Source organism: Trichococcus flocculiformis (genome assembly GCF_963662535.1).
In the GTDB taxonomy this organism is placed as follows: domain Bacteria; phylum Bacillota; class Bacilli; order Lactobacillales; family Aerococcaceae; genus Trichococcus; species Trichococcus flocculiformis.
On sequence record NZ_OY759718.1, the window covers coordinates 1,989,198 to 2,014,176 of the forward strand.

The following is a 24,979-nucleotide window of genomic DNA, read 5'->3' on the forward strand; positions in this document are numbered from 1 at the left end:
TGATCAATAGTTCCGGAATCGTTTCTGGCGTTGCTCGACCAATTCAGCTGGAGTCAGTTGCTTCAGCTCTTTCAGCTTGGCACTTAATTCTTGCTTCAGTTCCAGCATGACATCATCCGATTTACGGGCCACTTTCCTACGGGTTTCCATAATGATTTTGTCGATGACGTCCAATGAAAAGAGATCATCAGGCGTCAACTTCATTACTTTGGCTGCTTCATCGGATCGTGAAGAATCTTTCCACAAAATGGAAGCAAAGCCTTCCGGTGACAGGACAGAATACATGGTATTCTCCAACATCCATACCTCGTTGCCCATTGCCAGCGCCAAGGCTCCGCCGCTGCCTCCCTCACCGATAAAGATGGCGATGAAAGGAACCGTCAATTGGCTCATCACCAAAAGCGACTCAGCGATGGCTTCACCGATGCCTCGATCTTCAGAATCGACATCGCAAAAAGCGCCTGAGGTATTGATGAAAGTAACGATCGGACGATTGAATTTCTCCGCCTGTTTCATCAAACGGATCGCTTTGCGGTAGCCCTCCGGATGCGGGGATCCGAAATTCCGGTAGACATTTTCAGTCACGTCATGGCCTTTTTGGGTTCCGATGACGGTTACCGGCATGTCATCCAACAATGCGATCCCACCGACGATAGCAGGGTCGTCACCGAACTTTCTGTCGCCGTGGAATTCAACAAAGCCTTCACAAATGGCATGGATCATTTCTGTCGCCGTCAGACGGGAGATGCTTCTTGCAGAGGTGATAATTTCTTTGACATCCTTCACTGCACTTCACCCGCCTTTTCTGCAGGAGCATGCAACAGCAATAAATGCTGCAATGCTCTCCTTAAATCTTTTCTGGCTACTATTTTGTCGATAAAGCCGTTTTCCAGCACTTTTTCAGCTGTCTGGAAGCCTTCTGGTAATTTTGCTTTGATTGTCTGTTCGATGACGCGCTTGCCGGCGAAACCGACAGTCGCCCCTGTTTCAGCTAGGATAATATCCCCCTGCATTGCAAAGCTGGCCGTTACGCCCCCAGTTGTCGGATCGGTCAGGACTGTGATGTACAAAAGTCCTGCTTTACTGTGATTGGAGACTGCAACGCTGACTTTAGCCATCTGCATCAAGGACATGATGCCCTCTTGCATTCTGGCACCGCCTGAAGCCGTGAAGACGATGATCGGGAGCTTTTCAACCGTTGCACGTTCAAATGCACGTGTCAATTTCTCGCCGACCACTTTCCCCATGCTTGCCATGATAAAGTTCGAATCCATCACACACAAAGCAACTTTATGCTTATTGATGAATGCCGCGCCTGTTACAACCGCTTCGTCAAGTCCCGTTTTTTCTTTGGCGATCTTCAATTTGTTCTCATACCCGGGAAACGCCAGTGGATTTTCTTCAGGCATGAGCGCATTCCATTCATCAAAAGTACCTTCATCAACGATACTGGAAATGCGTTCGTATGCCGGGATCCTGAAATTGTAGGCACAATGCGGGCATACTTTATCTTTCCCTAAATCCTTGCTGTAGATCGTCTTTTGACAATTCGGGCATTTTTCCCATAGGCCTTCAGGAACGATCGGTTTCTGATCGTCTGCTTTTGAAGCGGGAACTTGAGCTATCGGAATGTAAGGACGCTTACGAAATAATTTCATTTCCTCACCTCTAGTGTGACTTCTTGACTAATTGATTTATACACTTTCCTCTTCTTCAGGCGCCCACGTCTTCAGGAACACATTTTGGAGATATTCTGTATCGTAATCTCCGGAAATGAAGTTTGGATCCTGCAAAATATCTTCTTGGAAGAATTGGTTCGTGTCGACTCCCTCGATGACCAGTTCCTGCAGCGCACGCCTCATTTTGGCGATTGCTTCACTTCTGTTGTCACCTTTTGTGATGATTTTCGCGATCATCGAGTCATAGAACGGCGGAATCATATATCCGCCGTACATGGCGCTTTCCACGCGCAGTCCATTCCCGCCGCTGGGCAGGAACAGGTAGTCGATTTTTCCGGACGAAGGACGGAAGCCCAAAGCCGGATTTTCAGCATTGATACGGCACTCGATCGTATGACCGGTGATAACAACTTCATCTTGCGTAAAGGACAAAGGCTCACCGCTCGCGATGCGCAATTGTTCCTTTACGATATCGATGCCAGTCGCCATTTCGGTTACCGGATGCTCCACTTGGATACGTGTGTTCATTTCCATGAAATAAAACCGTTGTTCCGTATCGACAAGAAACTCGATTGTCCCTGCATTGGTATAGCCGACATGTTTAGCCGCCCGGATGGCGACGTCCCCCATGGCTTTGCGGGTCTCCTCAGAAATAAATGTGGATGGACTTTCTTCCAACACTTTCTGATGATTGCGTTGCAAGGAGCAATCACGCTCGCCCAAATGGACGACATTTCCGAAAGAATCACCTAAAATCTGCACTTCGATATGGCGAGCCGGCGTGATGATCTTTTCAAGGTACATGCTGTCGTCCCCGAAAGCCGCCTTAGCTTCCGCTTTCGCTTGGCTGAAGGCTGCCTCCAGTCCGTTTTCTTGGTAGACTTTCCGCATCCCCTTACCCCCACCACCAGCGGCAGCTTTCAGGATGACGGGATAACCGATTTTCTCAGCTTGTACCACTGCCTCTTCGTATGAAGAGATGTAGCCTTCGCTTCCCGGAGTGACTGGTACGCCTGCTGCAATCATCGTCTTGCGGGCATTTGCTTTATTGCCCATCAGGTCGATGATGGTGGAAGAAGGTCCGATGAATCGGATATTCATTTCTTCACACATTGTGGCGAATGCGCTGTTTTCCGAGAGGAACCCGAAGCCTGGGTGGATAGCTTGTGCCCCTGTAACGACTGCTGCACTCAAGATGCTTGTCATATTCAGATAGGAATCGCTTGCTTTTGCAGGGCCGATACAAATAGCCTGAGTGGCTAGTTGTGTATGCAATGCTTCGCGGTCAGCTTCAGAATAGACCGCAACCGTTTGGATTCCTAACTCATGACAAGCACGAATGATCCTGACAGCAATTTCTCCTCTGTTTGCGATCAATACCTTCGTAAACATATTATCTACCAATGATGAATGTCATTTCAACTTCACAAACTTTTTTGTCACCGACAAAAGCTTGCCCATAACCGACACCTGCAAATTTCTTCAATTTGACGATATCCACTTGGAGGCGAAGAACGTCTCCTGGAACAACTTTTTGACGGAATTTGACTTTATTCAATCCGCCCAAGTAAGCTGTCTGACCCTTGAAATCAGGCAATGTCAACAACGGAATAGATCCTGCTTGAGCCAATGCTTCAACAATCAGTACACCTGGCATTACTGGCTCTCCAGGGAAGTGGCCTTGGAAGAAAGGCTCGTTGATTGTTACGTTTTTGTAGCAGACGATGTGTTCGCCTGGTGTCAATTCTTCAACTTTATCGATGAAGAAAATCGGATAGCGATTCGGGATGATATCCATTACTTCTTGTGCACTCAATAAACTCATTTTATTAGTCTCCTTTTATTAGACGATACGGAACAATGGTTGGTTGTATTCAACGATTTGTTCATTTTCAACCAACACTTCAACGATTTCCCCATCGAATTCGCTTTTGATTTCATTCATAAGTTTCATCGCTTCCACCAAACAGACAACGTCGCCTTTTGCGATGCTCTGGCCTTTAATGGCGTAAGGTTTTGCTTCAGGGGTCGGTGCCAGGTAAACAACACCGACGATCGGGGAAGTGATGATTTTTCCTTCTTTTGCAGTAGCCGCTTCAGAAACAGCCTCCTTGAGGTTTTGGACTGGAGCGATCACTGCTGGACTAGGAACTTCTGCCTGAATGTTGTCGCTTGACTGCTGGTTCGTTTGAACCAACTTGTTCTTCGACAACAGGAGCTGAAAGTCACCTGTCTGATAGTGCAACTCAGTCAAGGTTGAATCATCGATCAAGGAGATCAGGCTTTTTACATCTTCAATATTCATGTATTAAGCCTCCCATTTTTTGAAACATAGTACGGCATTGTGGCCGCCGAAGCCCAGAGAGTTACTCAATGTGTAAGTGACTTCTTTTTCACGTCCTACATTCGGGATGTAGTCTAGATCGCAATTTTCATCAGCCGTTTGGAAGCCGATTGTAGGCGGCATGAAATCATCTTGGATAGTTTTGACACAGGCAACCGCTTCGATACCGCCGGCTGCGCCCAGCAAATGTCCCGTCATACTCTTTGTGCTTGAGATAGCGACATTGTGAGCTTCTTCGCCGAATGCGTACTTGATTGCAGCCGTTTCGCCTGAATCATTTGCAGGCGTACTTGTTCCATGAGCGTTGATGTAATCGACTTGCGCTGGAGTGATGCCTGCTTCTTTCATCGCCAGGATCATCGCTTTGCCAGCACCGCTTCCATCAGCTGATGGAGCCGTCATATGATAGGCATCACAGGTGACGCCATAACCGACAACTTCAGCCAAGATATTTGCGCCTCGTGCCAGTGCGTGATCAAGATTTTCAAGCATCAAAATGCCCGCACCTTCACCCATGACAAAACCATTTCGTTCTTTATCGAAAGGAATGGACGCACGGTCCGGATCGGTGCTAGTGGATAAAGCAGTCAGAGCCGCGAAACCAGCGATACCGATTTCACACACCGTAGCTTCCGATCCACCTGCAAGCATCAAATCGGCATAACCATGCTTGATGCTGCGGAATGCTTCTCCGATTGAATTTGTCGCAGAAGCACAAGCAGTAACGATGTCCATGCTCGGTCCTTTAGCACCGAATTTGATGGCAGTATTTCCTGCCGCCATGTTGCCGATTGCCATCGGAACGAACATAGGTGGGACGCGTTTCGGTCCTTTTTCATGCATTTTGATGATGCCGGATTCCATTGTAATGAAACCGCCGACACCAGAGCCGATGGTAACGCCAAAGCGGTCCGCATCGATTTTTTCCATGTCGATGCCGCTTTGTTCCACGGCTTGAGCAGAGGCAGCTACCGCATATTGCGAAAACAAATCCATACGCTTGTATTCTTTTCGGTCCATATACTTGGTCGCATCAAAGTCTTTCACTTCACCTGCGACGGATATGCCCGTTTCGCTTGCATCAAAATTTGTGATGGCAGCAATACCGTTTTTACCGTTTTTGATGCCGTCCCAAAATTCAGTGACTGTATTTCCTAAAGGGGTGATAGCACCCATACCTGTAATAACAACGCGATTCATATTTATCCTCCTGTCTTACATGTACATGCCGCCATTGACACTGATGGTCTGGCCGGTGATGTAAGTATTCTCACTCAAGAAGACAGCAGTGTTTGCCACTTCTTCGGCTTTTCCAAATCGTTTCAATGGGATTTGCGTCAACATTTGTTCTTGAATCTTTTCCGAAAGAACATCCGTCATTTCCGTTTCGATGAATCCTGGTGCAATGGCATTACACGTAATGCCTCTTGTCGCAGCTTCACGGGCGACAGATTTCGTCAATCCGATGATACCGGCTTTGCTGGCGGCATAGTTGGCCTGCCCTGTATTTCCGGTTTCACCGACTACGCTGGAAATATTGATGATACTGCCGGCTCTTTGTTTCAGCATTAGAGGCAAGGCGTGGCGGATCATATTGAAGGTACCTTTCAAGTTCACTTGATAAGTGGCATCAAAGTCCTCCTCATCCATGCGCATGATCAATTTGTCGCGGGTAATCCCAGCGTTGTTGACCAAAACATCAACAGAACCGAACAGTTCTTTGGCCTGGCTGACGATTTCTTTGGCAGTCTCAAAATCGCTGACATCTCCTAGGAGCGTTTTTACAGTTACACCGTAAGATTCCAGATGCGCAACTTTTTCTTCAGCAATCGGTTTACGTGCATTCAGAACGATATTGGCTCCACGTTTCGCATAAGCTTCAGCGATGGCTTCGCCGATTCCTCTTGAACTACCAGTGACGATGACCGTCTTTCCTTTTAAATCCAAGACTATCCCTCATTTCTTATCTGATCTTCTTATTTTTGTAATGCTTCAAGGGTCTTGGTGAGGGATTTCAAATCCTCCACATTATATACAGCGACCTCTTTGTTGATTTTTTTGATGAATTTGCTTAAAGTCGTGCCTGGGCCGACTTCCACAAAGGTGTCCACTCCCAGTTCAACCAACTTGCGGACGCTGTCTTCCCAAAGTACCGGCGATTCGATCTGACGCACTAAAAGACCCTTGATGGCGTCTCTTGCTACGATGGTCGCTTCGGTATTGCCAACGACCGGTATCTTCGGTTCATCGACAGCCACTTCAGACAAGGCTACTTCCAACTTTTCCGCTGCAGGATGCAACAGAGCCGTATGGAAAGGACCGCTGACTTTCAAAGGGATGATGCGTTTCACGCCTTTGGATTCAAGGATTTCGATGGCTTTATCCACGCCTTCGATTTCTCCGCCGATAACAATCTGCGTCGGCATGTTATAGTTGGCAGGCGCGACATAGGCTGTCTCGCTCGCTTCCCGGCAAGATTCTTCGATGACAGAACGTTCCGCATTCATGACGGCAGCCATTTTCCCACGGCCTGCCGGCACAGCTTCGCTCATGTATTTTCCGCGTTTCGCTACGAGCGAAATAGCCTCATTAAAAGAAAAAGCATTGGCTTTCACCAGTGCTGTATATTCTCCGAGGCTCAATCCTGCAACAAAATCTGGCTGAATTCCCTTTTCAGCTAGTAATTGATCAAGGGCGTAGCTAACCGTTAAGATTGCTGGTTGTGTATATTCAGTTAAATGAAGCTTGTCATTCTCTTGGAAACATAATTCTGCAACATCGTAACCAAGCGTTGCTGAGGCTTCCTCAAAAACAGCGCGCACAACGGCATACTCGTTATAAAGTTCTTGACCCATACCGAAATATTGTGCACCCTGACCACTATAGACAAAAGCTGTTGCCATTATTTCACCTCTATAAATTTGTTACTCAGCCCACAATTTAGCTTGGGCCAAAATAACTTCTTTGCATTCCGTCATATACTCTTGTATGATCTCGTGACACGTTTGTTCCTTCGAAATCAAACCGGCGATTTGTCCGGCCATCATCGAACCGTAGTCTTTATCGCCATCAACAGTCGCTCTTCTCAGAGCGCCTTTGCCCATTTCTTCAAGTTTTGCCAAGTCCGGATTTTCCTTGCTTGTCTCTTCTTTTTCGACTTGCAGATATTCTCTGGTCAACTTATTGCGCAACACACGAACAGGATGTCCGGTAATCTGACCGGTAATGACTGTATCGATGTCTTTTGCCTTGAGGATAGCATTCTTGAAGTTTTGATGTGCATTGGATTCTGTGGCTACTACAAAACGAGTACCTACCTGAACAGCAGATGCGCCCAACATGAAAGCAGCTGCCATCCCACGTCCGTCGCCGATACCACCGGCAGCGATGACTGGAATCGAAACGGCATCGACAACCTGAGGAACCAGGGCAAGTGTCGTTGTTTTCCCGATGTGACCACCGGATTCCATGCCTTCGACTACGACAGCGTGTGCGCCATCTTTCTCCATTCTTCTCGCTAAAGCTACGGAAGCCACTACCGGAATAACGGTAATGCCTGCTTCTTTGAATTGGTTCATATAACGGGCTGGACTTCCGGCGCCGGTTGTGACAACCTTAACGCCGGCAGCGATAACTGCTTCTACGATAGCATCGACATGCGGATTCAAAAGCATGATGTTTACACCGAAAGGCTTATCCGTCAATGCTTTCATTTTCGAAATTTTCTCATTCGCTACATCCACACTATCATGTCCAGTCCCGATAAGACCCAAACCACCAGCATTGGAAACGGCACTTGCCAAATCAGCATCCGCTACCCACGCCATTGCCCCTTGAATGATGGGATATTGAATACCTAATAATTCACATAATTCTGATTTCATACAAGGCCTACTTTCCTGCTACTGCTTATTCTGCTAATTGAGCGTCAACGTATTTAACTAAATCTTCAACAGTGTTGATGCCTTCGTCTGATTCGATTTTGATGTCGAATTCGTCTTCGATGTCGTTGATGATTTGGAATAAGTCTAAGCTGTCCGCATCTAAGTCTTCTCTGAAGTTAGTTGCTAATTGTACTTCTTCTACTTCTTTGTCCAATTGGTCCACGATAATAGCTTGAATTTTTTCGAATGTCATAATAAATTCCTCCAAATATGTTTTTTTTAGTTTAATGATACTACGATGGCTCCCCAAGTGAGGCCGCCACCAAATCCTGTCATCAGCACCTTATCTTTGGTGCCGAGTTGAATTTCCTTGGTTTGAACAAGCTGATCCAACAATATCGGAATGCTTGCTGCTGAAGTGTTGCCCGTTTCCGCAATGTTTGTGGCAAACAGTGAAAATGGCAATTTCACTTTTTTGCTGATTGCCTCCAATAAGCGCACATTTGCTTGATGAGCCAAAATCTTCTTCAGATCGCCATCAGAAAGATTTCCCTTCTCCATCACTTCGCGTATGACGCTTGGCACACTGCGGATTGCAAAATCAAAGATGGCTCTGCCATCCATCGTAAGGAAAGCTTGTTCCTTTTGCGAGGAGTCTCCATACGGATTTTCTACTTTCATCGTGTTCGCCACTAATGCCATATGGCGTCCACCATCAGAATGGATCGCTTCTGCAACGAAGCAATCATCTTCCGTTCGTTCCAACAACAAACCGCCAGCGCCATCCCCAAACAGAACAGCCGTAGAACGGTCTTCCCAGTTGACGACTTTTGACATTGTCTCAGCACCGATGATCATGCCATATTGATAGAGACCGCTCTGCATCATATGGAGACCGGTGGACAATGCGTAGACAAAGCCGGAACAAGCTGCATTGATATCGAAACAGAAAGCATTTACTGCGCCTATCTTTTCTTGCACTAAACAAGCAGTCGATGGGCTGAGAGCATCCGGCGTCATTGTTGCTACGATAATGAAGTCCAGTTGGTCTGCAGTGATCTTACCGTTTTGCAAAATTTTGACGGCCGCTTTGCTTGATAAATCGGAAGTATTTTCATCCTTCGAAATGTGTCGGCTGCGGATGCCTGTCCTTTTGCTGATCCACTCATCACTTGTGTCCATGATTTTAGACAGATCATCGTTTGAGATGACCTGTTCAGGAAGGTAGTGACCTGTTGCGCTAATCTTTGAACCCAATTTCATCAACCCTGTTCCTTGATATTTTGAACTAACCCAAATAAGAAACCGTGAAGATTGTTTAGGCCTTTCAGCAAAACTTTCACTTCCTGATCTTCCATATCGCGAATAGTGTTTTTTACCATCTCTCTATGGAACTTATCATGAAGACGATACAGTAAGCGTCCTTTTTTGGTTAATCCTAGTTTTACGACTCTGCGGTCTTTCTCCATCCGAATGCGTTCGACATACCCCTTTTTTACCAGAGCGTTTATGGCCACCGTCAAAGTTCCCGCAGTAATGTTCAATTTTTTTGCTACTTCAGAAGTTGTATGAGCTTGATACATGCCGATTGCCTCGACTGTATGCATCTCCTTGATGGATAAATCAGAAAATGTACTGACACGCAATGCACGCTCTTCGATATCCAACACTTCACTGAAGACTGCTACGAGATATGAGTTAATTTTATCTATGGAATGATCCAAAGATAGCTCTCCTCCTTTCGATGCCCAATCAAACCACATTCGCTTGAAGGTCAAAATAGTTTGATGTTCAAACCTTTCGACTTTCAAACTATATAAAATTTTATACAACCTGTCAAGCATTTCGATAATAATTTTTCTGTTATATCTTCCGGTGCTGCAAGATTCATTGAGTCCCTACTCTATTTAAAACGGTTACGTTGAACTGCAGGATAACCAGCCTGCTTGGTATGGCCTGCCGCAACAAAAAGAAGCGACGATGAGTGCCGCTTCTTTTGCATATATGTATTAATCAACTTTAACAAATTCTTCAATGTCTTTGAAATTCACGATTGTTTTATCCTCGCAGATGTCTTTCATCGTGCCGGAGGACAAATCCCAGTAGATCTCTACGACGGCGCTATTTGTCAATAATTTCCGGATTACTCCTACCATTTCCTGCTTACGGAAGGTAAATTTTATTTCGTCACCGATTTCAGGTCGTATAGATTCCTTGATGGCTTCGACGACTTCCAAAGCCTGCTCATACGATACGCCAAGCAGATTCGCAATACGTGAGTTGCTCGTGCCCTTACGTAATTCGCTCTCAATCATGGTTTTTGTTTCATCAGTAATATTTCGTACCATTTCCATTATCGCCTCACTTTTAAGAACCAGGAACTACAACACACTTACAAGTAGTAGTATACCACACTTTCCATCATTTAGCCTATTTTTTTCAATTATTGCCTTTAACATCGAAACATATCTTTCATTTTGTTGACTGCTGTCCGCAATTTCATTTTAAATAGGTATTAATTATCTGTTCACTATGAGGTATAATAAGGATGTGAAAATTTTAACATTCTGTTTAGGAGGGATTTATGATGTTGAATGACCTGATTACGATACTGAAATATGAATACACGGTTCACCCAGGAGAATATTTCAATGTCGATACCTACTGGGTAAAAAGCATGTCTGAAGTGAAGACTGTCATCATTGACCAAGATCATGTATTCACGAAAATGGTAAGTTTTTATCCCAAAAATTTTGTCATCTATTTGGAGCAGTTCCCTGACCAAAGCATCTATCGCACCAACTTTCCGCTGAAAAAAATTGATAACAGCGATTCGCATGAGGTTCTTTTCGACGAGACGACAAAAAATATCTTTGAATATCTGGATTGATTTCCGGATATGTTACAATCATTCCCACAGAAAAAGACCGCTGTAAGGATATTAGTCCTTGCAGCGGTCTTTTCAATTATCTTTAGACGTCTCAAGAGAGATTCGAACTCCCGACCGTTCGCTTAGAAGGCGAATGCTCTATCCGGCTGAGCTATTGAGACAAAATGATTATTCGGCCAAACAAATTTGAAGAAGTTTCAAACCAGTGCCACAAGAAATGATTATACAGCAATCCGTTTAAATTGTCACCATAATTTTGACTATTTCCACAAAAAAATTTCACTGCTGCAACAAATAGATAATTATGTTTTGCTATCCATCTTCAGTCCTGAACATCGCTCTGTGCCGAGAAAAAAAGCGTCACACCCGCTTCACAACGGATATAACCCTTTCTCTGACAAGGACATTTGATCCTGAAAACAGATAGGACGTCTCAAGAGAGATTCGAACTCCCGACCGTTCGCTTAGAAGGCGAATGCTCTATCCGGCTGAGCTATTGAGACAAAATTTTGAGTCCTCAAAACGACTCACAACATTTAATATTATAGGCGATGACCAGCTTAAAGTCAATACTATTTCGTAGGAAGGTTTCGAGGTTTTCCTGCAGGTGAGCTCCTTATGTAAAAAATAAAGTGATTTTCAGGCTGAGTACAGATTTGACTCAACCTGAAATCACAAATCATTCTGCGAAGAACGTATCCTTCACGGCTGCAGTGACTGCCAATTTGACATGCTCGTAGGTCAGTCCGCCTTGCACATACAAGAGATAAGGCGGTCTGATCGGCCCGTCTGCCGTCAATTCCAGGCTTGCGCCCTGAATGAAGGTTCCGGCAGCCATGATGACATCATCTTCATAACCGGGCATATAGGCCGGAATCGGTTTGACTGCTGCGTTAACCGGCGAATATTTCTGGATCGTCTGGGCAAAAGCAATCATCGCTTCCTTGCTCGGTAATGCGACCATCTGGATCAAATCAGTGCGGGGGCTGTCCCAAGCAGGGGTAGACGGTACGTTGCACTCCTCCAACAATCCTGCTGTATAGACAGCACCTTTCACCGCTTCGCCGACAACATGGGGCGCCAAAAATAAGCCTTGATACATCTCCAAAAGGCTGTAGAGTGAGGCGCCTGCTTCACGACCGATACCGGGAGTTGTCAGTCGGTATGCACACCGTTCAATCAGGTCCTCTCTGCCCGCGAGGTAACCACCCATCTTCACGATGCCGCCGCCCGGGTTTTTGATGAGGGAACCGGCAATCAGATCCGCTCCGACTTCAATCGGCTCAAGTGTTTCGACGAACTCGCCATAACAGTTGTCGACAAAAAAGACAACTTCCGGACCAACGTGCGGTCGGATTGCCGCAATCATCTCCTTAATTTCGTTTATTGTAAAGGAAGGTCTGGCTGCATAGCCACGTGAGCGTTGTATCGCGATTATTTTTGTTTTTGTATTGATTTTTCTAAGAACACTCGGAATATCCACTTTGCCGTCCGCAAGCAGATCGATATGCTGATAAGCGATGTTGAACTCTTTTAGGGAGCCGATTCCGTTTCCGGTCAAACCAACGATGTCCAACAACGTATCGTATGGCGTTCCGGTTACGTAGATCAATTCATCGCCGGGACGCAAGACTCCGAAGAGCGCAGTCGAAATAGCGTGTGTTCCGGAAATGATTTGCGGCCTGACCAAAGCGGCTTCAGCCTGAAAAATCTCTGCATAGACTTTCTCGAGCGTATCGCGGCCGTCGTCATCATAGCCATAGCCTGTACTAGGATTAAAATGGTAATCGCTGACGCGGTGCTTCCGGAAAGCTTCAAGCACCTTGCCTTGATTAAATAAAGCCTTCTCCTGTATTTCTTTAAACACGGTCTGGATTTTGTTGTCCACTTTAACGACCAGATCCGCCAGTAGTTCTTCTTTATTCGTCACTTGCATCAGTTACTTTGTCTCCTAACCACTTTGAATTCGTTTTAGCATATCCTCTTAAGCGATATGCGTTTGTTTCCTCTATGTACTCAATGGATTCCACAAAGGTCTCTTGTTGCATCTTATTCATCGTCCGGGCTTCAGGGCCGCTTGCATCAATGTCCTTTGTATACGGAACCAACATTTTGGCGATTTCATCCCAGATGAAGTCCTTCAATCGGTTGATGTCGTCATCTTCAAGGGCAGAAATTACGATGTTCGGGAAGAGTCTCGGCTGGAAATCCGGGCTTGCAAGATCCCGTTTGTTGTAGATCGTCAACATAGGTGTCTTATCCATGTCCAAATCCTTCAACAATGCCAAGACGGTCTTCTCATGCTGATCGATGAAGGAAGTCGAAGCATCCACTACATGCAAAAATACATCCATATTGCGGCTCTCCTCCAACGTTGAATGGAAAGCATGGATCAACTGTGTCGGAAGGTCCTGGATAAAACCTACAGTGTCGGTTATAGTTGCCTGGAATTGATTAGGCAATGTCAGTTTCCTTGTCAAAGGATCCAGCGTTGCAAACAATTTATCTTCTTCCAACGTTGCTGCATCAGTCAAGCGGTTAATGATCGTCGATTTGCCTGCATTCGTGTAACCAATCAAGCCGATTTGGAAAACTTCGCTGGCATGTCGCTTTTCTCTTGCCCTTTGACGGTGAAGTTCTGTTTCTTCCAATGTCTTTTTGATTTCCTGCATCTGACTGTGTATGTGTCTACGGTCGGTCTCGAGTTTTGTCTCACCCGGTCCTCTTGTTCCGATTCCACCGCCTAGACGGGATAAATTAACGCCTTGACCCATCAAACGCGGCAATAGATAACTCAACTGCGCCAAGGCAACCTGAAGTTTCCCTTCTTTACTGCGTGCGCGCATTGCAAAGATATCCAATATCAGTTGAACACGATCGATGACTTTGCAGTCGACAGTTTCTTGGATGTTGCGCACTTGCTTGGAAGAAAGCTCCTGTTGGAAAATGACGGTATCTGCTTCTAATTCTGCACACAAATTCACTAGCTCTTCCACTTTCCCTTTGCCGATGACAGTGCGCGAATCCTTACGTTCCCTCTTTTGGGTCAATACGCCGACAACTTCCCCTAATGCGGTTTCGGTCAATTCAGCCAGTTCTCTCAGCTCATATTCAAAGGCTTCATCTGTTTGATTCGTCTGAACGTTAACCAGAATTACTTTTTCTTTCGTATTTTCCATAGAATTTCCAACTTTCTTTATACGTTCTTTATCATCCATCAGGCTAAGAACGCCTCGACTAAATCTTCGATTTTCTGCATATCATGGCTGTTCCGAACCAAATCAAACCAATGGATGCCGCTCATTCTGTTTCGAAACCAGGTCAACTGCCTTTTGGCATAGCGTCTGGAATTTTGCTTCAGCATTTCTGTGGCTTCTTCATATGTGATTTCACCATTGAAAAAACCGAACCATTCTTTGTAGCCGATGCCTCTTGTCGCTTGCGTCTTGACGGGCAGTTTCCTGTCAAAAAGAGCTTTAGCTTCTTCAACCAGACCCTTATCAGTCATCAGATCCACCCGTCTGTTGATGCGATCGTAAAGGATACCGCGATCGGTGTCAAGCCCAATCAGCAAGGCGTCATAATGTGGAGCTGTCTCCCGATCTGCCTGATCCGAAAAACGCTTTCCGCTGAAGTGGATCACTTCCAAAGCGCGGATCACCCTTCTGCTGTTGTTCGGATGGATCTGTTCAGCTGCTTTGGGATCCTTCGCCTGCAATTGCTTCCATATGCACATGGCATCAGTCCGCTCCAACTCAGCCTCCAGTTGTTTCCGGTAGTCAGGATTTTCGGCAGCCACCCCGCCAAACTGCATATCAAACAATAGTCCTTCTATATAAAGTCCCGAACCTCCGACAACGATCGGTAGCTTGCCTCTCGCCAGGATCGCCTCGATTGCTTGTCTGGCGTCCCTTTTGAAATCGGACGCCGTGTAATCCTGCTCCACTGGAATGATATCCAAAAGATGATGCGGGATGCCTTCAGCCTCTTCCTCGGTCACTTTAGCCGTACCGATGTCCAACCCTGCGTACACTTGCATGGAATCGCCATTGATGATTTCACCGTTATATTTTTTTGCCAGTCGGATGCTCAGTGCGGTTTTCCCCACTGCTGTCGGTCCGACAATGACCATGATTTTCTCTAAATTGTTCTTTGTTTCAGACACCTTGAATCACCTTTCTCATCTGCAGTGCGCGTTCCGGATAATCCGTAATCATCGAATCGATTTTTTTGCGCAGACAAACCTGCATTTCGACCTTTCGGTTCACCGTCCAAACACGAAGTGGAATCTTTGATTGTTCGAAAGGGGGCAGACTGCGCAGAATCGAGAATTTCGGATGCCAACCTTCCACAGCAATTCCTTCACCTAGATCCAGTCGTTGCTTGCCTTTCTTGCTGAAAAGCAGGGCAATTTTCGAGTCTTGGCGCAACTCCTTGATTTTTTTCAAGGTTTCGTAATGGAAACTGGAGTAGATGACCGAAAATTGGGCAAGATAAGGCTCTGCCAAAGCAAGCACCTTTTCTTCGATTGCGGAATATTGAAACACATCCGTCTTCAATTCAACATTAAGGACGCCTGAAAAATGATTCTCGGCCAATAGGTCCAATACCTCCTGAAGCGTCGGGATACGGGCGTTGCTGTATTTCGGATCGAACCAGCTGCCGGCATCCAGTTCCTTCAATTGCTTCAGCGTCATGTCTTTTACATAGCCTTTTCCGGATGTCGTGCGGTCCACGGTCTCGTCATGGATGACCACTACCTGACCATCCTTGCTTAAATGGACGTCCAGTTCGATACCGTCGCTGGAAACTTTCAGAGCTTCCTGAAAAGCCTCCAGCGTATTTTCTGGCCGGTTTCCGCGACTGCCTCTATGCGCGATGATTTTAGTGTATGCCAATCTCCTCAACCCTTCCGGTCTGTTCTACTGCGCAGGTCTTCTGTTACGCTTTGTTTTTTTCGGTATTGGCCAACTCAAGCAATTCTTTCGCATGAGCCAGCGAAAGTTCCGTGATATCGGTACCTGCCAACATCCGCGCCACTTCGTTGATGCGTTCAGCACCGAACAGCGACTTGACATGCGTCTTTGTCCGATCGGCAATGATTTCCTTTTCTATATAAAGGTGCTGATCCGCCATCGCCGCCACTTGCGGTAGATGCGTGATGCAAAGCACTTGTGAGTAACCAGCCACCAAGTGGATCTTATTGGCTATCGCCTGCGCTACCCTGCCCGAGACACCCGTATCCACTTCATCAAAGATGATACTGGTGATGCCTTGGGTTTTGGTGAAAATGGCTTTCATCGCCAACATCATCCTTGAAAGTTCGCCACCGCTGGCAACCTTCGCCAATGCTTTTAAAGGTTCGCCGACATTCGTCGCAATATAGAATTCCACCTGATCCAAGCCGTTATCAGTGATTTGAACCTTTCCTGGTTGTTCATGGAACACCGTCTTGAAAAGGACCTTGTCCATGTACAATTCCTTCAGCTGCAGTTGGATCTGTTCTTCCAGAACGGTTGCAGCTTTCTTCCGGATAGTGGTCAATTGTCTGCCGACAGCCAAGATCTCTTCTTTTGCTTTGTTGTAGTCCACATTGAGTTTCTCAAGGTAGCTTTCCCGGTTTTCGATCAGATCCAGCTCTTGGGAAATTTTTTCGTAATGCCCCAGCACTTCACTGATTGTGTTTCCGTATTTCCGCTTCATCTGGCGGATCAATTCCAATCGGTTCTCGATTTCGTTCAAGCGCCCTTCATCGTAGGACAATTGCTCGATCTCCGACAGGATGTCACCTGCGCATTCCTGCAGTTGGTAATACGCTGCCGAGACCGAGGATGCGATTGCCTGGTAGACCGGATTGATGTCCTGCACTTTTTCCAGCGCCGCCATGCCGAGACCGATTTTGTCGATGCCGTTCTCTTCACTGTTCTGCATTGAATCGTACGCACTCGTTAAAGCCTGCATGACTTTTTGGTAGTTGACGAGCAAGTTCCGCTCCTCTTCCAATTTTTCATCCTCTGCAGCATCTTTCAACTGCGCTTGTTCGATTTCCTGGATTTGGAAAGTCAACAAGTCGATTCTTTGGACCGTTTCTTTCTCGTCCGTCTTCAGTTTGATCAGTTGCTTGCGTGTATCCACATATTTGGCATAAGTATTGAGATAGGTCGTTTTGACTTCTCTCAGTTCATTCCCGGCAAACTGATCCAGCAGGTCGATATGTTTTTGCGGATCCATCAATTCTTGATGCTCGTTCTGCCCGTGGATATCGATCAGCGTTTCGCCTACTTCACGCAGAGTCGCAACTGTCACGATTGTACCGTTGACGCGGGAAATGTTTTTGCCGTTTCGGGAAAGTTCCCGCTGCAGCAAAACTTGGTTCCCGTCTGCTTCGATTCCGTATGACTCCAACACGGAAACTGTCTTAGCGTTTTCGGGAATACTGAAAAGCCCTTGGATGACCGTCTTGTTTTCGCCGTATCGAATCAAATCGTTGGATCCTCTTCCGCCTGCCAACAGACCTACGGCATCGATGATGATGGATTTCCCTGCGCCGGTTTCCCCAGTCAGCACGGTCATACCCTCGTCGAAACTCACTTGAAGATTTTCAATTATTGCAAAATTTTTAATGGACAACTCTTGTAACATTCCGTATTCCCCTTCGCAATGGTTCCTTAGTCACCTATTTATCGGAAATCGAGATTGATTTGCTCTTAAGCTGCAGGTAAGCCTCTTTGACGACTTGCTGGCTGTCTATTTCCGGAGAAATGATTCCCGGCGCATGATCATTAGCCTCTAAATGGACCAAAAATTCGATGTTTCCGGTCCCACCTGTGATGGGCGAAAAGCTCAGATTTTTCACATCAAACCCGGTCAGCGAAGCGAACTCCAAGATGTCCCGCAACACTTCATTATGGACTGCCGGATCACTGACGATGCCTTTTTTGCCGATTTTCCCTCTTCCAGCTTCGAATTGCGGTTTGATCAGCGCAACGACGTCTCCGCCGACAGCGATGATTTCCTTCAGGACAGGCAAAATCAGTTTCAACGAAATGAAGGATACATCGATGGAAGCCATCTCGGGCCGTCCTTTTTCAAAATCCTCAAGCTTGCTGTAACGGAAATTCACCCGTTCCATCACCTCGACGCGCTCATCCTGGCGCAACTTCCAATCCAATTGGTTGTAGCCGACATCCAGTGCGTAGCATAATTTCGCTCCATTTTGGAGCGCGACATCCGTAAAACCGCCCGTTGAACTGCCGATATCCAAAAAGATTTTGTCCTTAGGGTTCACTTGGAATAAAGCGATGGCTTTTTCAAGTTTCAATCCGCCACGGCTCACGTATTTCAATGTTTCTCCTTTTATGTGGAGCGTTTTCTCGACGGAAATTTTTTCGCCCGGTTTGTCGTAGCGCTGGTTGTTTTCGTCATAGATTTGCCCGGCCATGATCAATCTTTTGGCTTTTTCACGGGAATCTGTCAAGCCCTGTTGTACTACAAGTAAATCCAATCTTTCTTTTTCCATGGTAATCTCCCGTTATATTCTGACATAATCCAATATTTGGCGGAATACATCTATTTTGTTCTCCGTATCGCCATTGGATAGTACCACTCGATTCAAACAGTCTTCCGCTTGGCGAATGACGTCGTTCAGTTCTTGAATGGCTCCGGCGATACCCAATAAGGATGGGTATGTATTTTTGTTCAATGCGGCATCATGATGGATGGTTTTGCCTGTCTCGGCCTCATCCAACACGACATCCTTCAGATCGTTGTGGATTTGGTATGCCAAACCTAAGTGTCTGGAGTATCTTTCCATCTCGGTTATGAACAGTTCATCCGCATCCGCGATGAGGCATCCCGCCGTGACAGCGTACCTTATCAATGCGCCGGTCTTTTTATCGTGGACTTGCTTCAACTCTTCTATTGTCAGTGCCTTCTTTTCACCCTCAACATCATCCATCTGGCCGGCGATCATGCCGTTCGGACCCGAGGCTTTCGCCAACAAGTCGATCAGTTTGATTCTTTTTTCCGCCGGAATGTCAGAGGATTGTGCAAGGATTTCAAATGCCGCCGTCAACAACGCATCACCGGCAAGGATTGCGGTGGATTCTCCGAATACTTTATGGGAAGTCAAGCGCCCCCGTCTGTAATCATCATCATCCATGGCCGGCAGATCATCATGGATCAAGGAATACGTATGGATATATTCCAAAGCGGCTGCGGCTGCGAAGCCATCCGCAATCTCACCGTCGGCCAACCAAAGCGTCGCCAACACTAAAAGAGGGCGAATTCTTTTTCCGCCCCCCATTAAAGAATACGCCATCGCTTTGTGCAGATTTTCTTGCGAAGGCACACGTGCATCCAATTCCGAGTAGAGGAAAGCATCGAATCGAGGCATCCATTCCGATTGAAATTCACTAAGATTCATGCCTGTCATTCTCCTTCGGTTTGGGTTGCCGGCGCTTCAAAATTCGCTTCCGAACCGTCCGGATTAACGATTTTTGTCAACGTTTTTTCAGCATTGTTCAAAGTGTCTTGGCAATATTTGCTGAGATCCATCCCGACCTTGAATTGCTCCAATGCCTCTTCCAAGGGGACATCCCCTGCTTCCAGTCTTGTTACAATAGCTTCTAATTGGTTCATCGCTTCTTCAAAACTTACTTTTTTTTCGGCCTTCATCATTTTTCCTCCACCACTTGTTTTACTTCCGCTTCGGCGAAACCGTCCGAAAAATTCACTTTCAATTTATCGCCGCTTTGCAATTCCTTGACGGATGCGACTACGTTCCCGTCCCTTGTCGTATAAGTGTACCCCCGCGACATGATCTTCAACGGGCTCAACAAGTCCAACGATTGCATAGCCGATGTCATGCGCATTTCCTTTTGTTTCAAGTAGCGGTCCATGGCCCTTTGCAGTTCATCGGTGACCTGCTGTCTGCGATTGCCGGCCAGCTGAACGTCTCTTGCCGGATTGCGGTTTTCAAGACGCAATTGCAGCCGTTGCAACTCATTGGAGCGCAAATGGATCTGCTGTTGCATCTGATTTGCCAGTCGTTGCTGCACCTGGTCGGCTTTGATGGCATAACCTTCATACATCCGCTCCGGTTGTCTGAAGATATACGATTGCATGGCGCGATTCAATCGTTGTTGTTGCATCGTATGCAGATGCCGCATTTTCTGATAGAGCCTGTTGTCGATCTGATGGATATAACGGATGACATCGCTCAACACCGGCACAGACAATTCTGCCGCTGCTGTTGGGGTAGCGGCACGGACATCGGCAACAAAGTCAGCCAATGTCGTATCCGTTTCATGACCTACAGAAGAAATGACCGGGACACTCATAGCCGCTATTTGCCGAACGACCGCTTCCTCGTTAAAGGACCACAGATCCTCGATGGAACCGCCGCCCCTCGCAACAATGACAGTATCAAAATCGCCTTTATCCTCAATCAATTTAAGATTGCTTACGATATTGGCAGCGGAATCCTTCCCTTGGACTATCGTCGGATAAAGCACGAGTTGTACAATCGGATATCTCCTTTTGACGGTCGTCATGATGTCACGGATGACCGCACCGCTTGGACTGGTCACAATGGCTATCCGCTTAGGAAAGACAGGAAGCTTTTTCTTCGGTAGCGAAAACAACCCTTCGCGCGTTAATTTTTCCTTCAGTTCCGAAAAGGCTTGGTACAAAGCACCGATGCCATCCGGTTCCATATGTTCGACCATTATGTTGTAGGTTCCGCCCGATTCGTAGACATTCACCCGTCCAATGAGCAGGACCTTCATCCCTTCCTTGGGCTTGAAGGCTAACTTGTCGAATCTGCCTTTGTACATCACCGCAGAGATGACAGCATGGTCATCCTTCAGGCTAAAGTATTGATGGCCCGGACGCGGACGATAATTGGATATTTCACCAGTAAGGTAGACACGTTCGAGATAAGGATCGGCATCAAATTTTCTTTTGATGTATTTGGTTAAAGCGGTGACGCTGAGATAGACAGGTTCCAACTTTGTGCCTCCTTGACTATTTTGCTTTATCGATTGTTTGTTGCAATAGCATCGTGATGGTCATCGGCCCTACACCGCCGGGCACTGGTGTGATATGGCTTGCGATGCCCATTGCAGCAGCAGTGTCCACGTCGCCGATCAACTTGCCCTCCGCGCTGCGGTTCATCCCGACATCGATGACGACTGCACCCTCTTTGATGAAATCAGCAGTGACGAAATGGCCTCTGCCGATTGCCGCAACCAGAATATCAGCTTCTTTAGCTAATTCTTTCAGATTTTTTGTGCGGGAATGGGCAATCGTGACTGTTGCATTTTCGTTCAGTAACATGATGGACATTGGTTTTCCGACGATATTGCTGCGGCCGATAACCAATGCTTTTTTTCCTTCAAGCGCGATATTGTATTCATCCAAAATTTTCATGATGCCGTATGGTGTGCATGGCAATGCAGATTCGTTGCCTAGGAAGAAATTTCCGACGTTCATCGGATGGAACCCATCCACATCCTTCTCGTAACGGATGGCACGCAGAACTTTTTGTTCATCTATGTGTTTCGGCAATGGTAACTGCACCAAAATACCGTGCATACTGTCGTCTTGGTTCTGCTTTTCAACTTCAGCCAGCAGATCCGCTTCGGAAATGTCTGCCGCAAGGCGAACGACACGCGAATTCATGCCCATTGCTTCGGATTGTTTCTCTTTATTGCGGACATAGACTTGACTTGCCTTATCCTCGCCGACCAAAATGACGCAAAGCCCCGGAGTTTTTCCTTCCGCTGTCAATGCTGCTACTTGTTTTTTCATCTGGTCCTGCATTTTTTTGGCTAAGCCTTTTCCATCCATGATAATCGTTTCCATTAATCAATCTCCTTTTCCTCGGTGTTATCGTTTATTTTACCATAATATCTTTGATTACAGTTAGAAAAGCGGGCCTGGTATATCCGATTTCATCAACTAAAAAAAGAAAACCCTTAAGCCGAAGCATTAAGGATTTTCCGTTTTAGGAATGAGGTTGGACAATACGCCATTGATGAATTTGCTCGATTGTTCATCGCAATATAGCTTTGAAATTTCGATTGCTTCATTCAACGCTACCCTTTGAGGTACCTGTTCCGTATCTCCCAACAGCATCTCATAAGCAGCAATCTGCATGATCAAAGCGTCTGCTTTGGCCAGTCTGCCCACGGTCCAGTTCTTCAGATAAGGTTGAATCGCTTCATCGATCGCCGCTTGATTATCCAATACGCCATGCACCAATGTGATCAAGTAAGGATAATCTTGAATTTCGACATCCTCTTCGCTGTTCCATTCTTCTGAATCGCTCAACAAAGCTTGCTTGATGGCTTCTTCAGGGGTCAATTCTTCGTTTGTCTTCAATTGAAAAAGAGCTTGAAGCGCCTTTTCACGGATTTCTCTTCTTGTTAAACGGGAATTGCTCACGCATTCTCCCCCAATTCTGTATCCAAATCAAGATAAGTACTATCTTCGGATTTTGGTGCAACGAGACCGACCACATGGACGTTCACTTGCGACACTTCAAGATTGCTCATGTAAAGGACTTGTTCTTTCACTTTTTCTTGCATATCCAAAGCGACTTTCGGCACGGAAGCGCCGTATTTGATGTAACAATAGACATCAACCGACAAACCATTCTCATCGACAGTCAAATGTACGCCTTTGTTATGGGTAGTGCGACCCAACAGTTCATTGACGCCAGTCTTGAAAGACCCTTGCATCGCATAAACGCCTTCTACTTCATTCGCTGCAATACCAGCAATTACTTCAATCACTTCAGGAGCAATTTCAATCTCTCCCAGCGGAGCCGGACCGTTTGCTAAAGGAATGTTTGTTTCTTCCATCATCTGTCATTCTCCTTTCTTGAGAAACACTATGCGCGGGATACGTATGAGCCGTCCGTTGTGTTGACGATAAGCATATCATCCGCATTCACGAAGAATGGTACATTGACCATCAATCCAGTCTCCATTTTAGCCGGTTTTGAACCGCCTGAAGCTGTATCGCCCTTGATTCCTGGCTCAGTTTCTTCCACGCGCAGGATTACTGTATTCGGAAGATCGACACCGATTGTTTCTGATTCATACATCAGGATATTGACTTCCATGTTTTCTTTCAGATAGTTCAATTCGTACTCGATTTGGCCTGCGTTCAATTCGATTTGTTCATAGTTTTCTGTGTCCATGAAAACATAAGCACCGGCACTCTCGTAAAGAAACTGCATTTTACGGTTCGCGATGTGCGCTTTTCCGACTTTTTCACCCGCACGGAAAGTTTTTTCCTGTACAGCTCCAGTGCGAAGATTCTTCAATTTTGAACGGACAAAAGCCGCACCTTTACCTGGTTTTACGTGTTGGAAATCGACAACTTTCCATAACCCTCCATCAATTTCGATCGTCAAGCCTGTCTTAAAATCATTTACTGAAATCATTTATAATTCCTCCTGTGGCAGCTCATTTGAACTAAGTTTACCATTATTTTAATGCGGATTCTATTTTTTTATAAAATAATCAACTCTTTTGGAGAATGCGTCAAAATCTCGTTGCCGTTAGCACGGATCACAAGATCATCTTCAATCCGGACACCGCCAAGACCAGCGAGATAGATGCCCGGTTCATTTGTGATGACATTTCCCGGAACAAGCACTTTCCCGGCTTTTTGCGATGTATTCGGCCCCTCATGAATCTCCAAACCGATTCCGTGGCCATTTGAGTGGCCGAACGCATCTCCGTACCCGTGTTCCGTAATGTACTCGCGTGCGACACTGTCTACTTCTATGCCGCTCATGCCAGCTTTTGCCGCTGCATTCACGCGCAATTGGGCAGCCAGCACAATCTCGTAAATCTTCTTCAATTCTGCATGCGGTTGCCCCACTGAAACCGTGCGGGTCATATCCGAAACATAGCCATTGTAATAGCAACCAAAATCCAGCGTCACGAAGTCGCCTTTTTCGATTAATTTCGGACTGGCGACACCGTGCGGCATAGCGGAACGAATGCCACTGGCGACAATCGTTTCGAATGAAACGCCACTCGCACCTAATTCACGCATGTGGAAATCCAAGCGGTTAGCAATTTCTATTTCCGAAACTCCTGGACGGATATGATCAAGGATGAACAGGAAACCGGCGTCCGCAATTTCACAAGCACGGCTGATAGTTCGAATTTCATCTTCGTCTTTGACTTCACGCAACTCTTCAATGATGCCCGAGGCAGGAATCAGGTCACAAGTCACAAGATCCTCTAAATCCTCGACACTTCGGAAAGACAGGATGGCATCTTCGAATCCCATTGATGCTAGACCTTTTTCTTCCGCGATCTTTTTCACTTCATCGAATATTGGTCCTTTATTCTGAATAATCTGAAAACCCTGTGCCTGTGAAGCAGCTTGTTGGGTGTAACGGAAGTCGGTCACAAAAAAAGCTTCCTCTTGAGTGATGACCGCCAAACCGGTCGTACCCGTAAAATTGGAAACATAACGTAAGTTATATTGACTTGTCACCAGCATTGCATCCATCTTCTTCGCTTTGATGGCATCTTGCAATTTTGAGACTCTACTCATTTCACATACTTCCTTCCAAAAAAATCCTGTTTGTTTATGAACATACCTATCAAGTATATCAAAAAAGTGCTCGTATAGATAGGGGGAATTCGTCAATAAGAGCTTTGAGGCCAGTATTAGACCCCAAATCCGATGAAACAGCCAAGAACCGCACAAATAACCCGACGTACCTACGGATTACTTGTGCGGTTCTTTATGCTGTTTACCTCAGGTCTGGTTCTCCATATGACCTTTATGACCTTTTATTTTGCATATCACTCCGGGGACAGGATTTCCAATACCAGCGTTTCGCTGTAGGCATTTTGCAGGGTCACGGTGGCAGTGACTTTGCCGCTCGCATCCGCCACGCAGTGCACGATTCCTTCTTCAAAATACAGGGAAGCCGGTACGATCCGATTTTCCGGACTCGATATTTTGTTATGTTCCTTCAGCCAGTGATCTGTATACGCCAGTAAAGTTTGCGCTTTGTAGTGGTTTTCCGTCAATCTGTACAGATAGAGCTGATTCTCATAAACTCTTATGATTCCGAAAAGCATCATTTGTGAAAGGAATAAGTAAAAAATGGTGATCGGCAAAATCGAGCCGCCCCTGCCTAGTG

Annotated in this window: 29 protein-coding genes and 2 tRNA genes; 1 reads left to right on the forward strand and 30 read right to left on the reverse strand. The window is 46.2% G+C overall.

Going from position 1 to position 24,979, the window contains the following annotated elements; all coding sequences use genetic code 11:
* Positions 1 to 3: 3 nt before the first annotated feature.
* The 13 genes from accA to ACKPCD_RS09495 form a co-directional block, all read right to left on the reverse strand.
* Positions 4 to 786, reverse strand: a complete 783-nt coding sequence (accA, locus tag ACKPCD_RS09435) for an acetyl-CoA carboxylase carboxyl transferase subunit alpha (RefSeq protein WP_068559692.1) — start codon at positions 784 to 786, stop codon at positions 4 to 6.
* Positions 783 to 1,658, reverse strand: coding sequence for an acetyl-CoA carboxylase, carboxyltransferase subunit beta (accD, locus tag ACKPCD_RS09440; RefSeq protein WP_321433041.1), 876 nt, complete (start codon positions 1,656 to 1,658; stop codon positions 783 to 785). Before accD ends, accA begins: the two co-directional genes overlap by 4 nt.
* A 36-nt stretch (positions 1,659 to 1,694) precedes the next feature.
* Complete coding sequence (locus tag ACKPCD_RS09445) at positions 1,695 to 3,071, reverse strand: acetyl-CoA carboxylase biotin carboxylase subunit (RefSeq protein WP_086988062.1); 1,377 nt, start codon at positions 3,069 to 3,071, stop codon at positions 1,695 to 1,697.
* A 1-nt stretch (position 3,072) separates the two neighbouring features.
* Positions 3,073 to 3,504 (reverse strand): 3-hydroxyacyl-ACP dehydratase FabZ, encoded by a 432-nt coding sequence (fabZ, locus tag ACKPCD_RS09450; RefSeq protein WP_321433042.1) that lies wholly within the window; start codon positions 3,502 to 3,504, stop codon positions 3,073 to 3,075.
* An 18-nt stretch (positions 3,505 to 3,522) separates the two neighbouring features.
* Positions 3,523 to 3,984 carry an acetyl-CoA carboxylase biotin carboxyl carrier protein gene (accB, locus tag ACKPCD_RS09455; protein ID WP_086988063.1) on the reverse strand — a complete coding sequence of 154 codons (462 nt, stop codon included), beginning with the start codon at positions 3,982 to 3,984 and terminating at the stop codon, positions 3,523 to 3,525.
* Between the two features lie 3 nt (positions 3,985 to 3,987).
* Complete coding sequence (gene fabF, locus ACKPCD_RS09460; RefSeq protein ID WP_321433043.1) at positions 3,988 to 5,223, reverse strand: beta-ketoacyl-ACP synthase II; 1,236 nt, start codon at positions 5,221 to 5,223, stop codon at positions 3,988 to 3,990.
* A 15-nt stretch (positions 5,224 to 5,238) separates the two neighbouring features.
* Positions 5,239 to 5,970, reverse strand: coding sequence for a 3-oxoacyl-[acyl-carrier-protein] reductase (gene fabG / locus ACKPCD_RS09465; RefSeq protein WP_068559704.1), 732 nt, complete (start codon positions 5,968 to 5,970; stop codon positions 5,239 to 5,241).
* Positions 5,971 to 5,999: 29 nt separating this feature from the next.
* On the reverse strand, positions 6,000 to 6,926 hold the full coding sequence (gene fabD, locus ACKPCD_RS09470; protein WP_086988066.1) for an ACP S-malonyltransferase: 927 nt from the start codon (positions 6,924 to 6,926) through the stop codon (positions 6,000 to 6,002).
* 21 nt (positions 6,927 to 6,947) lie between these two features.
* Positions 6,948 to 7,907, reverse strand: a complete 960-nt coding sequence (gene fabK / locus ACKPCD_RS09475; RefSeq protein WP_086988067.1) for an enoyl-[acyl-carrier-protein] reductase FabK — start codon at positions 7,905 to 7,907, stop codon at positions 6,948 to 6,950.
* Between the two features lie 25 nt (positions 7,908 to 7,932).
* Positions 7,933 to 8,160, reverse strand: a complete 228-nt coding sequence (locus tag ACKPCD_RS09480; RefSeq protein WP_068622893.1) for an acyl carrier protein — start codon at positions 8,158 to 8,160, stop codon at positions 7,933 to 7,935.
* Between the two features lie 26 nt (positions 8,161 to 8,186).
* Entirely contained in the window at positions 8,187 to 9,170 is a 984-nt protein-coding gene (locus ACKPCD_RS09485; protein WP_288925608.1) for a beta-ketoacyl-ACP synthase III, read from the reverse strand.
* The gene (fabT, locus tag ACKPCD_RS09490) at positions 9,170 to 9,631 is read right to left on the reverse strand and encodes a fatty acid biosynthesis transcriptional regulator FabT (RefSeq protein WP_068559714.1); all 462 of its coding nucleotides are present in this window, start codon (positions 9,629 to 9,631) and stop codon (positions 9,170 to 9,172) included. Before fabT ends, ACKPCD_RS09485 begins: the two co-directional genes overlap by 1 nt.
* A 285-nt stretch (positions 9,632 to 9,916) precedes the next feature.
* Complete coding sequence (locus ACKPCD_RS09495; protein WP_068559835.1) at positions 9,917 to 10,255, reverse strand: hypothetical protein; 339 nt, start codon at positions 10,253 to 10,255, stop codon at positions 9,917 to 9,919.
* A 236-nt stretch (positions 10,256 to 10,491) separates the two neighbouring features.
* Between ACKPCD_RS09495 and ACKPCD_RS09500 the strand changes: the two genes are divergently transcribed.
* Complete coding sequence (locus ACKPCD_RS09500; protein ID WP_321433044.1) at positions 10,492 to 10,797, forward strand: hypothetical protein; 306 nt, start codon at positions 10,492 to 10,494, stop codon at positions 10,795 to 10,797.
* An 87-nt stretch (positions 10,798 to 10,884) separates the two neighbouring features.
* On the opposite strand, the gene ACKPCD_RS09505 is transcribed toward ACKPCD_RS09500, so the two are convergent.
* The 17 genes from ACKPCD_RS09505 to ACKPCD_RS09585 all read right to left on the reverse strand — a co-directional run bounded on the left by ACKPCD_RS09505 (position 10,885) and on the right by ACKPCD_RS09585 (position 24,956).
* Positions 10,885 to 10,958: transfer RNA gene (locus tag ACKPCD_RS09505), tRNA-Arg, on the reverse strand.
* A 268-nt stretch (positions 10,959 to 11,226) separates the two neighbouring features.
* Positions 11,227 to 11,300, reverse strand: a tRNA-Arg gene (locus ACKPCD_RS09510).
* A 176-nt stretch (positions 11,301 to 11,476) separates the two neighbouring features.
* Positions 11,477 to 12,733, reverse strand: a complete 1,257-nt coding sequence (locus tag ACKPCD_RS09515; protein WP_321433045.1) for a methionine gamma-lyase family protein — start codon at positions 12,731 to 12,733, stop codon at positions 11,477 to 11,479.
* Positions 12,717 to 13,976: a GTPase HflX gene (hflX, locus tag ACKPCD_RS09520; RefSeq protein WP_276641309.1), complete on the reverse strand. Its 1,260-nt coding sequence runs from the start codon at positions 13,974 to 13,976 to the stop codon at positions 12,717 to 12,719. The genes ACKPCD_RS09515 and hflX overlap by 17 nt, the downstream gene beginning before the upstream one ends.
* 38 nt (positions 13,977 to 14,014) lie before the next feature.
* Complete coding sequence (gene miaA, locus ACKPCD_RS09525) at positions 14,015 to 14,929, reverse strand: tRNA (adenosine(37)-N6)-dimethylallyltransferase MiaA (protein ID WP_321434554.1); 915 nt, start codon at positions 14,927 to 14,929, stop codon at positions 14,015 to 14,017.
* 25 nt (positions 14,930 to 14,954) lie between these two features.
* Positions 14,955 to 15,695: a glycerophosphodiester phosphodiesterase gene (locus tag ACKPCD_RS09530; RefSeq protein ID WP_321433046.1), complete on the reverse strand. Its 741-nt coding sequence runs from the start codon at positions 15,693 to 15,695 to the stop codon at positions 14,955 to 14,957.
* Positions 15,696 to 15,738: 43 nt separating this feature from the next.
* Positions 15,739 to 17,439: a DNA repair protein RecN gene (gene recN / locus ACKPCD_RS09535; RefSeq protein ID WP_321433047.1), complete on the reverse strand. Its 1,701-nt coding sequence runs from the start codon at positions 17,437 to 17,439 to the stop codon at positions 15,739 to 15,741.
* A 34-nt stretch (positions 17,440 to 17,473) separates the two neighbouring features.
* Positions 17,474 to 18,316 (reverse strand): TlyA family RNA methyltransferase, encoded by an 843-nt coding sequence (locus ACKPCD_RS09540; protein ID WP_086988073.1) that lies wholly within the window; start codon positions 18,314 to 18,316, stop codon positions 17,474 to 17,476.
* A gap of 12 nt (positions 18,317 to 18,328) precedes the next feature.
* Positions 18,329 to 19,222 (reverse strand): polyprenyl synthetase family protein, encoded by an 894-nt coding sequence (locus ACKPCD_RS09545; RefSeq protein ID WP_086988074.1) that lies wholly within the window; start codon positions 19,220 to 19,222, stop codon positions 18,329 to 18,331.
* Positions 19,223 to 19,227: 5 nt separating this feature from the next.
* Complete coding sequence (locus tag ACKPCD_RS09550) at positions 19,228 to 19,473, reverse strand: exodeoxyribonuclease VII small subunit (RefSeq protein WP_068559727.1); 246 nt, start codon at positions 19,471 to 19,473, stop codon at positions 19,228 to 19,230.
* Complete coding sequence (gene xseA / locus ACKPCD_RS09555) at positions 19,473 to 20,807, reverse strand: exodeoxyribonuclease VII large subunit (RefSeq protein WP_321433048.1); 1,335 nt, start codon at positions 20,805 to 20,807, stop codon at positions 19,473 to 19,475. The genes ACKPCD_RS09550 and xseA overlap by 1 nt, the downstream gene beginning before the upstream one ends.
* Before the next feature lie 16 nt (positions 20,808 to 20,823).
* Positions 20,824 to 21,663: a bifunctional methylenetetrahydrofolate dehydrogenase/methenyltetrahydrofolate cyclohydrolase FolD gene (folD, locus tag ACKPCD_RS09560; RefSeq protein ID WP_321433049.1), complete on the reverse strand. Its 840-nt coding sequence runs from the start codon at positions 21,661 to 21,663 to the stop codon at positions 20,824 to 20,826.
* Positions 21,664 to 21,789: 126 nt separating this feature from the next.
* The gene (gene nusB / locus ACKPCD_RS09565; RefSeq protein ID WP_068559734.1) at positions 21,790 to 22,245 is read right to left on the reverse strand and encodes a transcription antitermination factor NusB; all 456 of its coding nucleotides are present in this window, start codon (positions 22,243 to 22,245) and stop codon (positions 21,790 to 21,792) included.
* Positions 22,242 to 22,667: an Asp23/Gls24 family envelope stress response protein gene (locus ACKPCD_RS09570; RefSeq protein WP_068559736.1), complete on the reverse strand. Its 426-nt coding sequence runs from the start codon at positions 22,665 to 22,667 to the stop codon at positions 22,242 to 22,244. Before ACKPCD_RS09570 ends, nusB begins: the two co-directional genes overlap by 4 nt.
* A 26-nt stretch (positions 22,668 to 22,693) precedes the next feature.
* On the reverse strand, positions 22,694 to 23,251 hold the full coding sequence (efp, locus tag ACKPCD_RS09575; RefSeq protein WP_086988077.1) for an elongation factor P: 558 nt from the start codon (positions 23,249 to 23,251) through the stop codon (positions 22,694 to 22,696).
* Positions 23,252 to 23,319: 68 nt separating this feature from the next.
* The gene (locus ACKPCD_RS09580; protein WP_321433050.1) at positions 23,320 to 24,381 is read right to left on the reverse strand and encodes a M24 family metallopeptidase; all 1,062 of its coding nucleotides are present in this window, start codon (positions 24,379 to 24,381) and stop codon (positions 23,320 to 23,322) included.
* A gap of 254 nt (positions 24,382 to 24,635) precedes the next feature.
* A complete protein-coding gene (locus ACKPCD_RS09585) occupies positions 24,636 to 24,956 on the reverse strand; it encodes a hypothetical protein (protein ID WP_321433051.1) in 321 nt (106 codons plus the stop codon).
* Between the last annotated feature and the right edge of the window lie 23 nt (positions 24,957 to 24,979).

Bases quoted from the DNA above. Each gene is read 5' to 3' on its own strand.
- accD (WP_321433041.1), bottom strand. From the start codon at position 1,658: ATGAAATTATTTCGTAAGCGTCCTTACATTCCGATAGCTCAAGTTCCC.
- hflX (WP_276641309.1), bottom strand. From the start codon at position 13,976: ATGGAAAATACGAAAGAAAAAGTAATTCTGGTTAACGTTCAGACGAAT.
- recN (WP_321433047.1), bottom strand. From the start codon at position 17,439: ATGTTACAAGAGTTGTCCATTAAAAATTTTGCAATAATTGAAAATCTT.
- ACKPCD_RS09500 (WP_321433044.1), top strand. From the start codon at position 10,492: ATGATGTTGAATGACCTGATTACGATACTGAAATATGAATACACGGTT.
- ACKPCD_RS09545 (WP_086988074.1), bottom strand. From the start codon at position 19,222: ATGAATCTTAGTGAATTTCAATCGGAATGGATGCCTCGATTCGATGCT.
- efp (WP_086988077.1), bottom strand. From the start codon at position 23,251: ATGATTTCAGTAAATGATTTTAAGACAGGCTTGACGATCGAAATTGAT.
- folD (WP_321433049.1), bottom strand. From the start codon at position 21,663: ATGGAAACGATTATCATGGATGGAAAAGGCTTAGCCAAAAAAATGCAG.
- ACKPCD_RS09495 (WP_068559835.1), bottom strand. From the start codon at position 10,255: ATGGTACGAAATATTACTGATGAAACAAAAACCATGATTGAGAGCGAA.
- ACKPCD_RS09580 (WP_321433050.1), bottom strand. From the start codon at position 24,381: ATGAGTAGAGTCTCAAAATTGCAAGATGCCATCAAAGCGAAGAAGATG.
- ACKPCD_RS09570 (WP_068559736.1), bottom strand. From the start codon at position 22,667: ATGATGGAAGAAACAAACATTCCTTTAGCAAACGGTCCGGCTCCGCTG.
- accB (WP_086988063.1), bottom strand. From the start codon at position 3,984: ATGAATATTGAAGATGTAAAAAGCCTGATCTCCTTGATCGATGATTCA.
- miaA (WP_321434554.1), bottom strand. From the start codon at position 14,929: ATGGTCATTGTCGGACCGACAGCAGTGGGGAAAACCGCACTGAGCATC.
- ACKPCD_RS09445 (WP_086988062.1), bottom strand. From the start codon at position 3,071: ATGTTTACGAAGGTATTGATCGCAAACAGAGGAGAAATTGCTGTCAGG.
- fabD (WP_086988066.1), bottom strand. From the start codon at position 6,926: ATGGCAACAGCTTTTGTCTATAGTGGTCAGGGTGCACAATATTTCGGT.
- fabF (WP_321433043.1), bottom strand. From the start codon at position 5,223: ATGAATCGCGTTGTTATTACAGGTATGGGTGCTATCACCCCTTTAGGA.
- fabZ (WP_321433042.1), bottom strand. From the start codon at position 3,504: ATGAGTTTATTGAGTGCACAAGAAGTAATGGATATCATCCCGAATCGC.
- ACKPCD_RS09515 (WP_321433045.1), bottom strand. From the start codon at position 12,733: ATGCAAGTGACGAATAAAGAAGAACTACTGGCGGATCTGGTCGTTAAA.
- ACKPCD_RS09540 (WP_086988073.1), bottom strand. From the start codon at position 18,316: ATGGAAAAAGAAAGATTGGATTTACTTGTAGTACAACAGGGCTTGACA.
- fabK (WP_086988067.1), bottom strand. From the start codon at position 7,907: ATGAAATCAGAATTATGTGAATTATTAGGTATTCAATATCCCATCATT.
- ACKPCD_RS09480 (WP_068622893.1), bottom strand. From the start codon at position 8,160: ATGACATTCGAAAAAATTCAAGCTATTATCGTGGACCAATTGGACAAA.
- ACKPCD_RS09485 (WP_288925608.1), bottom strand. From the start codon at position 9,170: ATGAAATTGGGTTCAAAGATTAGCGCAACAGGTCACTACCTTCCTGAA.
- ACKPCD_RS09550 (WP_068559727.1), bottom strand. From the start codon at position 19,473: ATGAAGGCCGAAAAAAAAGTAAGTTTTGAAGAAGCGATGAACCAATTA.